The 12,558-nt window shown below is 60.5% G+C and carries 16 protein-coding genes; 11 read left to right on the forward strand and 5 right to left on the reverse strand.

Features of this window, described 5'->3' with window-relative positions:
- Window positions 1-19: 19 nt before the first annotated feature.
- The 3 genes from DSM107133_RS23710 to DSM107133_RS23720 all read right to left on the reverse strand — a co-directional run bounded on the left by DSM107133_RS23710 (window position 20) and on the right by DSM107133_RS23720 (window position 1,595).
- Window positions 20-730, reverse strand: coding sequence for a cation transporter (locus tag DSM107133_RS23710; protein WP_243253648.1), 711 nt, complete (start codon window positions 728-730; stop codon window positions 20-22).
- Between the two features lie 113 nt (window positions 731-843).
- Window positions 844-1,170: a YnfA family protein gene (locus tag DSM107133_RS23715; protein WP_114293683.1), complete on the reverse strand. Its 327-nt coding sequence runs from the start codon at window positions 1,168-1,170 to the stop codon at window positions 844-846.
- Window positions 1,167-1,595, reverse strand: a complete 429-nt coding sequence (locus DSM107133_RS23720; protein WP_024099356.1) for a helix-turn-helix domain-containing protein — start codon at window positions 1,593-1,595, stop codon at window positions 1,167-1,169. The genes DSM107133_RS23715 and DSM107133_RS23720 overlap by 4 nt, the downstream gene beginning before the upstream one ends.
- 247 nt (window positions 1,596-1,842) lie before the next feature.
- On the opposite strand from DSM107133_RS23720, the gene DSM107133_RS23725 reads away from it, so the two are divergent.
- From DSM107133_RS23725 to DSM107133_RS23775, 11 genes are all read left to right on the forward strand, one after another.
- On the forward strand, window positions 1,843-2,382 hold the full coding sequence (locus DSM107133_RS23725; protein ID WP_240310540.1) for an SCO family protein: 540 nt from the start codon (window positions 1,843-1,845) through the stop codon (window positions 2,380-2,382).
- A complete protein-coding gene (locus tag DSM107133_RS23730) occupies window positions 2,379-2,822 on the forward strand; it encodes a disulfide bond formation protein B (RefSeq protein ID WP_114293682.1) in 444 nt (147 codons plus the stop codon). Before DSM107133_RS23725 ends, DSM107133_RS23730 begins: the two co-directional genes overlap by 4 nt.
- Window positions 2,819-3,481: a thioredoxin domain-containing protein gene (locus DSM107133_RS23735; protein ID WP_114293681.1), complete on the forward strand. Its 663-nt coding sequence runs from the start codon at window positions 2,819-2,821 to the stop codon at window positions 3,479-3,481. Before DSM107133_RS23730 ends, DSM107133_RS23735 begins: the two co-directional genes overlap by 4 nt.
- Before the next feature lie 70 nt (window positions 3,482-3,551).
- On the forward strand, window positions 3,552-3,983 hold the full coding sequence (locus tag DSM107133_RS23740) for a copper chaperone PCu(A)C (protein WP_114293714.1): 432 nt from the start codon (window positions 3,552-3,554) through the stop codon (window positions 3,981-3,983).
- An 11-nt stretch (window positions 3,984-3,994) separates the two neighbouring features.
- Entirely contained in the window at window positions 3,995-4,615 is a 621-nt protein-coding gene (locus tag DSM107133_RS23745; RefSeq protein WP_081731465.1) for an SCO family protein, read from the forward strand.
- A 29-nt stretch (window positions 4,616-4,644) separates the two neighbouring features.
- Window positions 4,645-5,961 carry a M23 family metallopeptidase gene (locus DSM107133_RS23750; RefSeq protein ID WP_114293680.1) on the forward strand — a complete coding sequence of 439 codons (1,317 nt, stop codon included), beginning with the start codon at window positions 4,645-4,647 and terminating at the stop codon, window positions 5,959-5,961.
- Between the two features lie 20 nt (window positions 5,962-5,981).
- Window positions 5,982-6,434, forward strand: coding sequence for a DUF411 domain-containing protein (locus tag DSM107133_RS23755; protein WP_069301625.1), 453 nt, complete (start codon window positions 5,982-5,984; stop codon window positions 6,432-6,434).
- Window positions 6,435-6,444: 10 nt separating this feature from the next.
- Window positions 6,445-7,227 (forward strand): ZIP family metal transporter, encoded by a 783-nt coding sequence (locus tag DSM107133_RS23760; RefSeq protein WP_114293713.1) that lies wholly within the window; start codon window positions 6,445-6,447, stop codon window positions 7,225-7,227.
- A gap of 3 nt (window positions 7,228-7,230) precedes the next feature.
- Window positions 7,231-7,707, forward strand: coding sequence for a signal peptidase II (gene lspA / locus DSM107133_RS23765; RefSeq protein WP_114293679.1), 477 nt, complete (start codon window positions 7,231-7,233; stop codon window positions 7,705-7,707).
- A 45-nt stretch (window positions 7,708-7,752) separates the two neighbouring features.
- A complete protein-coding gene (gene lnt, locus DSM107133_RS23770) occupies window positions 7,753-9,249 on the forward strand; it encodes an apolipoprotein N-acyltransferase (protein WP_240310536.1) in 1,497 nt (498 codons plus the stop codon).
- Window positions 9,246-9,410 (forward strand): hypothetical protein, encoded by a 165-nt coding sequence (locus DSM107133_RS23775; protein ID WP_205387826.1) that lies wholly within the window; start codon window positions 9,246-9,248, stop codon window positions 9,408-9,410. The genes lnt and DSM107133_RS23775 overlap by 4 nt, the downstream gene beginning before the upstream one ends.
- A gap of 25 nt (window positions 9,411-9,435) precedes the next feature.
- Here the strand turns inward: DSM107133_RS23775 and DSM107133_RS23780 are convergent, their stop codons facing one another.
- Both DSM107133_RS23780 and DSM107133_RS23785 read right to left on the reverse strand, forming a co-directional pair.
- Complete coding sequence (locus tag DSM107133_RS23780) at window positions 9,436-9,936, reverse strand: L,D-transpeptidase family protein (RefSeq protein ID WP_114293712.1); 501 nt, start codon at window positions 9,934-9,936, stop codon at window positions 9,436-9,438.
- A gap of 61 nt (window positions 9,937-9,997) precedes the next feature.
- A complete protein-coding gene (locus DSM107133_RS23785) occupies window positions 9,998-12,349 on the reverse strand; it encodes a cation-translocating P-type ATPase (RefSeq protein WP_205387825.1) in 2,352 nt (783 codons plus the stop codon).
- Between the last annotated feature and the right edge of the window lie 209 nt (window positions 12,350-12,558).

The following is a 12,558-nucleotide window of genomic DNA, read 5'->3' on the forward strand; positions in this document are numbered from 1 at the left end:
TTCTACAGTCACTGTAGCTTCAACCTTTATCTTGTCGCGACGCGAGAGACTTTTCTGGTTGGTGATTGTGAACTGCCTTGTGATGCTCGTCATGCTCGTCATGCTCGTCATGCTCGTCATGCTCGTCATGCTCGTCATGCTCGTCATGCTCGTCATGCGCGTCACGCAGGATGCCTATGCCGCCCCACGCCGCGATGCCAGCCACCGCGATCCCGACAACGAGGTCGGGCCAGTTGCTGCCCAACCACCAAACGAGACCGCCCGCTATCAGGATGCCGCCGTTCGAGGCGAAATCGTTGAGGCTGAAGGTGTTGGCGGCCCGGATGTTCACGTCCGGTTCCTTCAGTCGCCCGAGCAGCCAGATGCAGGCGATGTTGACGACCGCAGCGACCAGCGACATTGCGATCATCAAAGTTCCGAGCGGTTCGGAACCGCCGACATAGCGCCGCCAAGCGTCAATCAGAATGCCTACCGCAAAGATCAGAAGCAATCCGCCGGATATGTTTGCGGCACCCCGCTTCCACTTCGACGACCGGGACAAGGCAAGAAGGCTGATGCCATAGACGAGGCTGTCGGATGTGTTGTCGAGACCATTGGCGATCAGGGCGCTGGAATCGCCGATGGCTCCCGTGGCGAAGAACCCCGCAGCGATTGCGAGATTGAGACCGAGAACAATCCAGAGCGTCTGGCGCTCTTTTTCATTCTTCCCGCTGAATTCGCTTTCGACCATCGAACTGGCAAACCTTCCGATTTCTAAGAAAGGGGGCAGAAACGCCCTCTTCGGATGCCGCTATCAAAAAGATATATAGAACCTCTAGCGACTGTAGATCCAAGAGAATTTATCTACGTCTCTCTCGGCACCGAAAGAATAATCGCGGCACCGATCAAACAGATAGACGTTCCTATGAAGTCCCATCTGTCAGGTCGCTGGCCCTCCACGAACCACATCCAGAGCATGGAGGCCCCGATGTAGATGCCGCCGTAGGCTGCGAAAGCGCGGCCCGCTGCGCTGGTTTCGACCTGCGCGAGCAACCAGCCGAAAAGCGCGAGCGCGAATATGCCAGGTACGAGCCAGAGCGCTGATGCCCCAAGACGCCACCATGCCCAGATAGCGAAACACCCGCTGATCTCTGCGACAGCAGCCAGCGGATAGGCAATTGCGGCGTTCAAGCCCCAATCTCGTCGTGCTCGGTCAGACATTCCGCATGGTCTCGAAGGACCTCCAGAACCTTGCACTCCGCAACGCTGTCACCGTCGCACTCGGCGACCATGCGTTTCAATTCCTTCTTAAGCGCTTGCAGACGCTTGATCCGCTGTTCGACTTGGTGGAGTTGCCGACGCGCGATCGAATCCGCCTCCGCGCAGGATTGGGACGGGTTGTCCGAGAGGTCCAGCAGCTCCCGGATGGAGTCGAGCGAAAATCCGAGCTGGCGTGAGTGCCGGATGAAAGCCAGCCGGTCGAGGTCCTTTTCAAAGTACCGGCGCTGGCCGCCTGCGGTCCTTCCGGCCTCGTTCATCAAACCGATTTCTTCGTAGTAGCGGATCGTCTGAACCTTGGTTCCGGTTCTCCGCGAGAGTGTTCCAATTGCCAGCATGTGCGATCCTTCAATCTACAAAGACTGTAGCTTACTGAAGAGCCAACTCCATTGAAAAGACAAAGGTTTCACTTTGGTGTGACTTCGGACAACAAAAAGTAACTTTTCGCTTGAACCTCTATCTGCTGTAGCTTGTATCCCGCGCACAGACAAACTGAACAGGTGGGTAGCGCAAGCAATGAAGAAGGTCCGGATAGTTCTCTGGTCGGCAGTGGTTGTCGCTGCGGCGGTGTCAGCCACGCTTTGGATGACTGAACGCAATCAGGGACCGGTCGCCGCGCGTGTTGATCCTGAGGCCGAGAGTTTCACTGCGGATTTTGAGCTGACGGACCATACCGGTATGGTGCAGACCGACGAGGATTTCCGAGGGCGCTGGATGCTCGTCTTTTTCGGATTTGCGAACTGCCCCGACGTGTGTCCCATGGGGCTCGCAACCATCGCGCAGGTCATGGACGAGCTCGGCACCCAAGGTTCCGCCGTCCAGCCCCTGTTTATCACGGTCGACCCTGAAAGGGATACGCCAAGCGCTCTGGCCAACTACGTTCCCCAGTTTGGTCAGGGAATCCTTGGGTTGAGCGGACCGCCGGACCAAATCGAACGCACTGCCGAGACCTTCAAGATCTACTACCAGAAGATCGAGGAAGCCTCGGCGCCCGACGGCTATACGATGGGGCATACGTCGTCCTTCCTTCTCTTCGATCCGGAAGGCGAATTTGTCCGCATCTACGAATACGACGAGGAACCCGGACTGATCGTTACTGATCTTCGCGAAAGGGTCGGCGCGTGACAGCTGGCCCAGACGCAACGCCACGCGCCGCGAGCCCGGTAGCTTTCCTCTTCGCGGCATGGTTCGTCGCCTTGTCCGCGTCGCTTGCCGTGCTCTTCATCGGAGAGGTTCTGGGGCAGACCCCCTGCAATCTGTGCTGGTTCCAGCGTGCCTTCATGTTCCCGCTCGCGGTCATCCTCGGGGTGGCGGCTTGGCGCGCCGACCTCTCGATCTGGCGCTATGCCGCGCCGCTCGCGTTTCTGGGTGGTGCCGTCGCCCTTTACCATTCCCTGCTTTACGCAGGGATCGTGCCGGCGCCGATCGTCCCCTGCACGGCGTCCGGGCCATCCTGCACCGATGACGCGATGCTGATCCTTGGCCTGCCAATCCCTCTGCTCTCCCTGCTGACGTTCGGGGCGATCCTTGTCCTTCTCATTCAACTTCGACGGATATCAATATGAACCGAAAGACACTTCTGCTCGCGATACTCACTCTGGTACTGGCCGTTTTCGTGGCTGGTGCCTGGTTCGTATCGCGCCCCGATCCGACCCCGGTGGCGACAGCCGCTCCGCTGGAACAACAGGATCGTCTTGTTCGGTCCTATTCTCCCATACTCGGGCGCGAGGATGCGCCAGTGACCATCGTGGAGTTCTTCGACCCAGCCTGCGAGGCCTGCCGCGCCTTCCATCCCATCGTGAAGCAGATACTGGCGCAATACCCCGACGATGTGCGCGTCGTCATGCGCTACACGCCGTTCCACGGCGATGGGTCCGAGCTGGCAATCAAGGTGCTGGAAGCGGCTCGGTTGCAGGACGTTTTTGTTCCCGTGCTGGAAGCGCTGCTTGAAAATCAGCCCGCCTGGGCCTCTCACGGCGCTCCGGCAGCTGAGCGCATCATGGAGATCGCCGGAGCGGCGGGCTTGGACACAGACGCCGCCGCAAATCAGATCATGTCACCCAGCATCGTCGGCGTCCTCAATCAAGACCGGGCAGACATCGAAGCTGTCGGTATCCAAGGCACACCGACGTTCTTCGTCAACGGTAAGCCTTTGCCAGAGTTCGGTGCGGAGCAGCTCTTGTCGCTCGTCCAAGCCGAAGTCGAGGCTGCGGCAACAAACTAGAACGAACAGGAGACCCAACGTGTTCAAAACCTTCGCAAAGGCAATCCAGAGCCTGTCTGTCGCTCTTCTGATGGGCTTGCCAATGGCATCCTCAGCGCAGCAGTTGTCAGAGAACGCATCGATTGTGGTCGAGAGCCCCTGGGCGCGCGCGAGCCTTGGAATGTCGCGGCCCGGCGGGGCCTATCTGACCGTTCGGAACGAGGGCAGCGATCAGATCTCCCTTATCGGTCTTCGCGCGGAGATCTCCGGCATGGCTTCGGTCCACGAAACCAGAACCAATTCTGACGGCGTCAGCAGCATGGCTCCGGCGGACAATATCGTGATCCCGCCCGGGGGTATGTTCGCCCTTGAACCCGGCGGATATCACGCCATGCTGATGCAACTGCAATCTCCGCTCGTCGAGGGGGAGACCTTTCCGCTGACCCTGCTCTTTTCCGATGGAACAGAGCTTGAAATCACCGTCCCGGTCCTTGGCATCGGCGCACGCGGCCCCGAAGGCTGATCCGGCTGATTATGAGGGTGGCCAAAATCGCAGCGATCGGAGCGGCGGCGGTCTTTGCCGCCCTGTTTGTCGGCTGGTGGCAGGTAGATGGGCCTGGCGCTGACTCCGCGCCGGGCAAGCGGTCTCTACCGCTGACTGCTATGGAATTCAGCCTGACGGATCAGGATGGTCGGGATGTCGGCCCGGAAACCCTCATCGGCGAGCCGAGTCTGGTCTTCTTCGGATTCACCTATTGCCCCGACGTTTGCCCGACGACCCTCTCGGACATTTCCGGATGGCTCGACGAGATTGGGCCGGACGCCGAAGACCTGAATACCGTTTTCATCACCGTAGATCCGGACCGCGACACGGTCGAGACCATGGCCGAGTATGTCTCGTATTTCCATCCGCAGATACAAGGATGGACGGGCTTGCCAGACCAGATCGCGGCCATCGCCGATGGTTTCCGTGCCACCTATGAGAAGGTTGAGGGGGAAAACGGCGAATATACGATGAACCACACGGCGGGTGTTTTCTTGTTCGATGCGACAGGTCGCTTCGTCACCACCATCGACTATCACGAACCACGCGAATTCGCCGTGCCGAAGATAAGGCGCGCGATGCAGAACAGAACCGAGAGGGCAGAATCTTGAAACTGAGACATATCGTTCTGGGAACGACAATGGCCGCAGCAGCGGTCAGCACGATAGCGAGCCGGGCTTTGATCCTAGAGGCACCGCCCGAGTACATCTTTTCCGAGGCTCCGGTAGCCTTGGACAGTCCACCCGAACCTCTCGATGGACCAGGCGTCAACGCATCTGGCGAGACGATGCCGAATATGCTTCCGGCCGCTTTTCAGCCGCCTGAGTTTCCCGTACTCGAACGGGCCGAGCCAGATAATCTGATGGCGCTTGTTCAGGCCCTCGCCACGCCGCCTTGGGAGGCGACGGTCGAGGCGGGTGACACATTGGACGTGCTTCTCTCTCTCGCGGACATGGATGCGCAAACACGGACCGAAGTCGCACTGGCACTGACGGTTGAATACGACCTGCGCCGCCTTCGACCGGGCCATCGTCTCAGCGTCGACTTTCGCCCGGACGGCACGCCATTCGTTGTGACGTTGGCTGTCGATGACGGTGTGCGGATCGAAGTCACCCTGGACGACACCATTGCGAGCCGGACGGTAACGCCGAGCGCGTTGACAGTCGAGCGTGCGAGCCAGTTGCTGGTGAACGGGTCGATCTACGCTTCGCTGGATCGAGCAGGCGTCCCGGCCCGTTTTGCCGTCGATCTCGCACAAATCCTCGGGGAAACGGTCGACTTTCGCAGGGATCTTCAAGGCGGAGAGACCCTGAATATCCTTTGGGGTCAGACCGTCCTTCGCGATGGTTCAGAGGTCGGTCAACCGTCAATCTCCTATGCGGCCCTCGATCTGGCCGACGACCGCTTCGAAATCCTCTGGTCAGCCGAAGACAGCGGGCGGGCAACGGTCTATTTGAATGGTGAAATCCTGCGGACGGTTGCGCCGCCGGTGGAAGGCGCACGACTGTCGTCGGTCTTCGGGCAGCGCAAGCATCCGATCTACGGCAATATGCGGATGCATACAGGCGTCGACTACGCTGCCGCTGCGGGGACGCCTGTGGCGGCCACCGCGCCCGGACGGGTCTCCTTCATCGGATGGCGGAGCGGGTATGGCCGGGTGGTCGAGATCACGCACGGGTCCGATACCATGACCCGCTATGCGCACCTCAGCTCTGTGCCGGAGGGTCTGGCCGTCGGAAACCGCGTGGTCACGGGCGAAACGATTGGCCAGGTCGGTGAGACAGGCACGGCGACAGCTCCGAACCTTCACTACGAAGTGCGCGTGGACGGCCGACCTATCGATCCGCTCGGGGAGAAATTGCTCGCCTCTGCGGAAAATTTCGACACTGCGGATGCCACTGAAATCCTTGAAGAGACGCGCACACGGTTCGCGACCTTTCTTCGCGAAGACACATGACTGATTTGAAAGGAATTCCGATGAAAAACAGGTTTCAAACCTTGGCCGCTGCGACCCTCATGATTGCTGCCGCGACGGCAGTAACCGCCCAGACCGCTATCCACGTCGGAAAGACGCGCGGCTGCGGTTGTTGCCTTGCCTGGATGGAAAAGCTGTCCGATGCCGGGTTCGCTCCTGAAGGTGAGAATATGGGCGGGGCGTTGATCCGTCTGAAAATGGATCGCGGTATTCCCGTCGATATGTTCTCCTGTCACACGGCGACCGTCGAAGGCTACACCATCGAGGGTCACGTTCCGCCAGCCGATATTACTCGACTGCTTGAAGAACGTCCCGATGCCATAGGCCTGGCCGTGCCCGGCATGCCCATCGGCTCGCCCGGCATGGATTTCGGCGACGATGCCGAAGCCTACGATGTCTTTCTGGTGAAATCCGACGGCTCCACTGAGATCTTTTCGTCCTATCCGGCGAGTTAAAGTGGAGCAAATCACAACACTCTCACCAGTCGCACTGGGCTTTCTAGGCAGCCTGGCCGCCGGTCTCATGACCGCCGTCGGGGCGACGCCCGTGCTTCTCGGCAAGACCCCGTCACGCAAATGGCGCGATATTTCGCTCGGCTTTGCCGCCGGGGTCATGCTTGCCGCGTCTTTCTTTTCTCTCATTATACCGGCACTCGACGCAGCGGAGGGCCGATACGGGGATGGCGCGATACCGGCGCTGATCGTCTGTGCTGCGATCCTGATGGGCATGGGCGCGGTCGCCATGATGAACGAAATGATCCCGCATGAGCATTTCAGCAGCGGGCGCGAAGGCCCAGAGGCGGTCTCGCTGCGCCGTGTCTGGCTCTTCATCATCGCCATCACGATCCACAATGCGCCGGAGGGTTTGGCCGTCGGCGTTGCGTTCGGTGCCGACGGTTTTACAGGCGGATTTCCCGTCGCTCTCGGGATCGGATTGCAGAATGCGCCTGAAGGGCTGGCCGTTGCAGTCGCCCTACTGGGCGAGCGATACTCGGCGGGCCGTGCGTTCGGCATCGCAGCACGGACCGGTCTGGTTGAACCCGTCACGGGCTTCCTTGGTGCTGCAGTGATCGTCGTGGCGCAGCCTCTCTTGCCTTGGGGTCTGGCTTTTGCGGCGGGCGCGATGCTCTACGTCATCAGCCACGAGATCATCCCGGAAACCCATCGCAGCGGCCACCAGAAGCAGGCGACGACTGGGCTCGCGATCGGCCTCGTCGTCATGCTGTTCCTCGATGTCTGGTTGGGGTGATTCATGTCAATTCGTTCCATTGGCATTTGTGCAGCTGTCGCGGCGCTCGCCGCCGATCAGGCATCGAAGGCGTTCGTGCTTGCGAACGCAGAAGCGCTTGCCACCGGCGTCGCTGTATTCCCCGGCTTCAACCTGATCTTCCACCGCAACTACGGCGTGACCTTTGGGTTTTTTCAAAATGTGCCGTGGTGGGTCCTTGCATTGGTCGCCACCGCCGTCGTTCTGTTCCTCGTCGTTTCACTGATCCGGGCAACGCAGGCAGCCGAGGCGGTTGCCTACGGCATGGTGATCGGCGGCGCTCTTGGGAATATCGTCGATCGTCTTCGCTTTGAAGGGGTGACCGATTTTCTGGATTTCTATCTCGGAACGGCGCATTGGCCAGCGTTCAACCTCGCGGATGTCTTCGTGGTCTGCGGCGTCGGGATTTTGCTGATCTTCGCGGGGCGCGAGAAGGTCGATGCGTCCGAAACCTCAAGATAGATCTCGGTGATTTCAATCGGCATCACTGTTCTGCGCATTTCCGGAATGTCAGGTATCATCCTCACATTCTGTGCATTCGGCCTCGGCGCTTTGGCGGTTCTCGCTCTGCCACCATTCTCGATGCCGGTGCTTTTGCCCGTCGCGTTTGGCGCGCTGTATCTCCTTACGGTCGGAGAGAGCCGCATGCGGGCCGGACTTGCCGGATGGGCGTTCGGCGTTGGCTTCTTCCTGTTCGGATTGTCCTGGATCGCGGAGAGCTTTTTTGTCGACGCGGAGCGGTTCGGCTGGATGGCCGTTCCTGCGGTGGCTGGACTGGCCGCCGGCCTTGCGCTGTTTCCGGCGGCGGCAATGGCAGCGTTCGCATGGAGCAGGACGAAAGGTGTCTCCGGCGCATTGATCTTCGCGGTCTGCTGGTCGGTTTCGGAATGGCTGCGCGGCACCATGCTGACAGGCTTTCCCTGGAACCTGATCGCCTATGCATGGGCCGACTACGATATTCCACGCCAAATGGCCGCATGGGTTGGCAGCTACGGACTTGGCCTCGTCACAGTTCTGCTGTCGGTCCTGCCCGTAACGCTCCTCATGCGGAATCGTCGGCAAAATGCGTTCGCCACATTTGTTTTCATTTCGGTGGTGGCGGGTGCCGGAACCCTCGGCACGGTTCGCCTTATGGCCACCACACCGCCAACAGACACAACCGTCAGGATCGTTCAGGGAAACATTCCTCAGACGGAGAAATGGAACCCCGCGTTCCGCGATCGGAACATATCCCGCTATCTGGATCTGTCCGCGCAGTCTGGCAGGTTCGACGTCCTTCTCTGGCCCGAAAGCGCATTTCCCGGCTATCTTGATGAGAATCCTGGAATGTTGGATCAGATTGCTGACCGTCTGCCTGAAGGCAGCGTTCTACTGACCGGCGCCCAGACGCGAGAGCCGGGCGGGACGGGCACACGCTATCGAAATTCGATCCTCGCGGTCGATCAGACCGGACGGATCGTCACGAGATACGCCAAGCATCATCTCGTGCCGTTCGGGGCATATGTTCCCTTGCGGGGTTTTCTTCCGATCCAGCGACTGACCGCACGGCTTGGGGACTTCACGCCCGGTCCCGGCCCCCAGACCGTTGAGCTACCCGGTTTATCTCCGGTCGGCCTTTCGATCTGCTACGAGGCCATTTTTCCGGGACGCGTCGTAGACGCCGCTTCGCGCCCGGACTGGATCTTCAACGCCACCAATGACGCTTGGTTCGGTGCGTCTTTCGGTCCCCGGCAACATCTGGCCTCTGCCAGGATGCGCGCGGTCGAAGAGGGGCTGCCGATGGTTCGCGCGGCCAATACGGGCATTTCAGCAGTTATCGATGGGTACGGCCGGATCGTCGCCCGCCTCGGGCTGGATGAGACCGGCGTGCTGGACGCCCGCTTGCCAGTTGCGCTCCCGGACACGCCATTTGCGAAATACGGGCAGATGATGTTCCTGCTCGTTTTGGCAGCGTGCATCGCGGGAGCCATTGGAATGACCGTCAGAAAGGAAAGCGCACCATGATCGTAATCTTCGGAGCAGTGGCGGGAGCCGCATGGGGCGGATATCTCGCCAAAAAGCGGGGCGGCAACAGGCTGGACATTGCACAATACGCGACGAGTTCCGCGATCGCATTCGGGCTCCTGGCGTTGTTCGCCTCGATCTTTCTCGCACGGGTTCTATGAACCGCCAGCCAAGGCCGGTACGATGCTATGCGAATATGTCGATTGGCGTCCCGTCCCGCACCATCGCGTAGATATCCTCAATCTCGCGGTCCGACACCGCGATGCAACCCGCCGTCCAGTCTGGTTTGATCGCGTCGATACCGGGTCGTGGCCCGCCATGGATGAAAATGTCGCCGCCCGGCTCACGTCCCTGTGCAGCGGCGAAGGCGATATCGGCCTCGTTCGGATAAGAGATTCCGATGGAGAGATGGAACAGACTGTCGGGATTGCGTCGGTCGACGGTATAAACCCCTTCGGGCGTTTTCCCGTCACCCTCGAACTGCTTGGGCCCCTCGGGCGCGAAACCGAGGTCTATCCTGTAGGCTTTCAGGACCGAGGTATTGTTGAACAGGAACAGGTTCCGGTCACCTTTGAACATCTGCAACCGGGTGACCTCGGGCCCATCGTAGGTTCGGAATTTGCTGGCGCACCCTGAAAGGCCAAGTGCAAGTCCGCCCAAGAGTGCCGTTCGTCGTGTCGTTTTCATCATGTCGTCCGCTCGATCTTTTTACCTGTCCACTCATATCGGTATCGGTATGCTTGATCAATCAATGGCCGTGCGCCAGGGCTCCCTGCGCCATCTTCTCTCCCACTTGCTCTCCCCCGGACCCGTCCGGCCGGTCCTTTTTGGCCCGGAGCAGCCTGAGCGCGTTGGCGACTACCAGTAGCGAAACGCCGACATCCGCAGCAATGGCACCCCACATTGTTGCCATGCCGAACGCTGTCAGCCCGACGAACAGCGCCTTCGTCGCAAGCGCAATTGCGATGTTCTGATGGATGACGTTCATGGTGCGGCGCGAATGCCCGATCAGCCATGGCACCTTGGCGATGTCGTCCGTCATCAGCGCGATATCGGCGGTCTCAATGGCGGCATCCGATCCGACCGCACCCATGGCGATGGCGAAATGCGCCCGCGCCATGGCAGGTGCATCGTTCACACCGTCGCCAATCATTGCCACGACATCATAGTTGGCAACGAGTTCCTCGATTGCCGTCACTTTGTCTTCGGGCAGCAGTTCCGCGCGCACCGCGTCAATGCCGACTTCCGCCGCCACGGCGCGCGCCGTGCGTTCATTGTCGCCGGTCAGCATGATGATCTTTTTTACGCCCTGGGCATGCAGGCGTGCCACGACCACCTTCGCATCCGGGCGGATGCGGTCGCGCAGTTCGATCAGGCCCAGCAGGCGGTCCGCGGAGCCTACGGCAACGAGTGTGCTGCCAGCCCCTTCGATCCGTTCCAGCAGGTCGCGGGGGATCGCTTCGCCAAGCCCCTTCTCGGTCGCAAATCGATCCGAGCCGAGCCAGACGGGCTGACCCTCCCAGGTTCCCTCGACACCGCGGCCCGGCACCGTTTTGGTGTCGGTAGCCGCCGACTGCTTCAACCCGTCGCGTTCGCCGCGCGCCAGGATGGCCCGCGCCAGAGGATGCGAAGAGCGGGCTTCCAACGCGACAGCGGCGCTCAGAAGGTCGCGTTCGACCGTGCCGCCTAAAGGATGCAGGCCCGCGACCTCCGGTTCTCCCATGGTGATCGTCCCGGTCTTGTCCATTGCCAGAGCTGTCAGGCGTGACGGAGCCTCCACATAGGCACCGCCCTTGATCAGCACGCCATTGCGTGCCGAGGCCGCGAGCGAAGCGACGATGGAGACCGGCGTAGAAATCACGAGCGCACAGGGGCAAGCGATTACCAGAAGAACCAGCGCATTGTAGAACCAGTAATTCCATGCCCCCGCGAACAGCAGCGGCGGAACGACAGCGATTAGAATCGCCAGCGCCATCACGATGGGCGTGTAGATGCGGGCGAATTTCGTGACCCATTGCTCCACCTCGGCCCGGCGCGAATGCGCATCGCCTACCATGCGGATGATTTTCGATAGCACGGTATCGCCTGCGGCCTTGGTGGCCCTGACCGTCAGCGTGCCATCACCGTTGATCGTCCCTGCATAGACTTCGTCGCCAGTTTCCTTGGCGACCAGTGCGCTTTCCCCTGTAATCGGAGCCTGATCGACATCGCCGCGACCCTCGGTCACCTCTCCGTCGAGCGGGATGCGGTCTCCGCCGCGCACTACGAAGCGGTCACCGATCGCAACCTGAGCCGCAGGAACATCGGTCTCCGATCCGTCGGCGCGAATGACGCGCGCCGTGGGTGGTGCCAGGTCCAACAGGGCCGAGACCGCGTTGCGCGCACGCCCCACGCTCCAGGATTCGAGAGCGAGGGACAGAGCAAAGAAGAATGCGACCGTCGCCGCCTCGAAAAACTCGCCCAGCCCGATCGCACCGGCTACGGCAACGATCATCAGGAGGTTCATGTCAGGCGACAATCTACGCGCGGCGGACCATGCTCTGGGGGCGACCAGCCAGGCTCCGAACACCACCGCCAGCATGAACAGCCCCATCTCGACCAGAGGCATAGACGTCTCGCCATGACCGGAGAAGAGCCGCAGCGCGCCGCCCGCCCCCGTCTCGACGATGTGGTAAAGGAACCCCGCGGCCCAGAAGCCGCCGCTGAGTCCGGTGAAGAGGCGTTGACGTGCGAAATGCGCCGCCTGATCCGCTTCGGCGCTTTCGGCATCCCACATCTTCGCGCTCATACCGGTCGAGCTGACGATCTTGATGATCTTATCGTCGCTGAGCGGTTTGGCGCTTTTGAGGATGGTCATGCGCCCGTTGATCACATCGAAGGCCAGATGCTCGCTGCCGCCGACTTCCGGCCCGACGACCTTGTTCAGGATCGCGACCTCTTCCGCACAATCCAGCCCGTTAACGCGAAAACTGCGTCCGGAGGATGGTGGAGGTGCTGCCACCTGCGCGGTGTCTTCGGCCGTCTGGCCACAGCAAGCCTTTGTGTCTTTGCGATCATCCTGATGACCGTGCGGATGCGTGTCTGGACCGTCGTGGGACATGGGAAACCTCTGAGAATAAGCGTTGAGCCAAAGATAGGAGCTTCAGTTGCTAGAGGTTCAAGAAGTTTCTTGGGATGTTCTGTGATTAAGGCCATCACAATCAGCACTGTACCTCCTCTGAACTGTTCGGGCGCGACAGCGAGGCGATTGGACTTGACCTTCCATCTACGGGAAGCACTATTTGCGGTCCCAGTGTAGTTTTTGAAAGG

The sequence above is a fragment of the Pseudosulfitobacter sp. DSM 107133 genome, assembly GCF_022788695.1.
Lineage (GTDB): Bacteria > Pseudomonadota > Alphaproteobacteria > Rhodobacterales > Rhodobacteraceae > Pseudosulfitobacter.

Excerpts from the sequence above, each read along its gene's own strand:
- DSM107133_RS23740 (WP_114293714.1), top strand. The coding sequence starts at position 3,552 with ATGGGCTTGCCAATGGCATCCTCAGCGCAGCAGTTGTCAGAGAACGCA.
- DSM107133_RS23750 (WP_114293680.1), top strand. The coding sequence starts at position 4,645 with ATGGCCGCAGCAGCGGTCAGCACGATAGCGAGCCGGGCTTTGATCCTA.
- lnt (WP_240310536.1), top strand. The coding sequence starts at position 7,753 with ATGTCAGGTATCATCCTCACATTCTGTGCATTCGGCCTCGGCGCTTTG.
- DSM107133_RS23745 (WP_081731465.1), top strand. The coding sequence starts at position 3,995 with ATGAGGGTGGCCAAAATCGCAGCGATCGGAGCGGCGGCGGTCTTTGCC.
- DSM107133_RS23720 (WP_024099356.1), bottom strand. The coding sequence starts at position 1,595 with ATGCTGGCAATTGGAACACTCTCGCGGAGAACCGGAACCAAGGTTCAG.
- DSM107133_RS23710 (WP_243253648.1), bottom strand. The coding sequence starts at position 730 with ATGGTCGAAAGCGAATTCAGCGGGAAGAATGAAAAAGAGCGCCAGACG.
- DSM107133_RS23725 (WP_240310540.1), top strand. The coding sequence starts at position 1,843 with ATGACTGAACGCAATCAGGGACCGGTCGCCGCGCGTGTTGATCCTGAG.
- DSM107133_RS23785 (WP_205387825.1), bottom strand. The coding sequence starts at position 12,349 with ATGTCCCACGACGGTCCAGACACGCATCCGCACGGTCATCAGGATGAT.
- DSM107133_RS23735 (WP_114293681.1), top strand. The coding sequence starts at position 2,819 with ATGAACCGAAAGACACTTCTGCTCGCGATACTCACTCTGGTACTGGCC.
- DSM107133_RS23780 (WP_114293712.1), bottom strand. The coding sequence starts at position 9,936 with ATGAAAACGACACGACGAACGGCACTCTTGGGCGGACTTGCACTTGGC.
- DSM107133_RS23775 (WP_205387826.1), top strand. The coding sequence starts at position 9,246 with ATGATCGTAATCTTCGGAGCAGTGGCGGGAGCCGCATGGGGCGGATAT.
- DSM107133_RS23755 (WP_069301625.1), top strand. The coding sequence starts at position 5,982 with ATGAAAAACAGGTTTCAAACCTTGGCCGCTGCGACCCTCATGATTGCT.
- lspA (WP_114293679.1), top strand. The coding sequence starts at position 7,231 with ATGTCAATTCGTTCCATTGGCATTTGTGCAGCTGTCGCGGCGCTCGCC.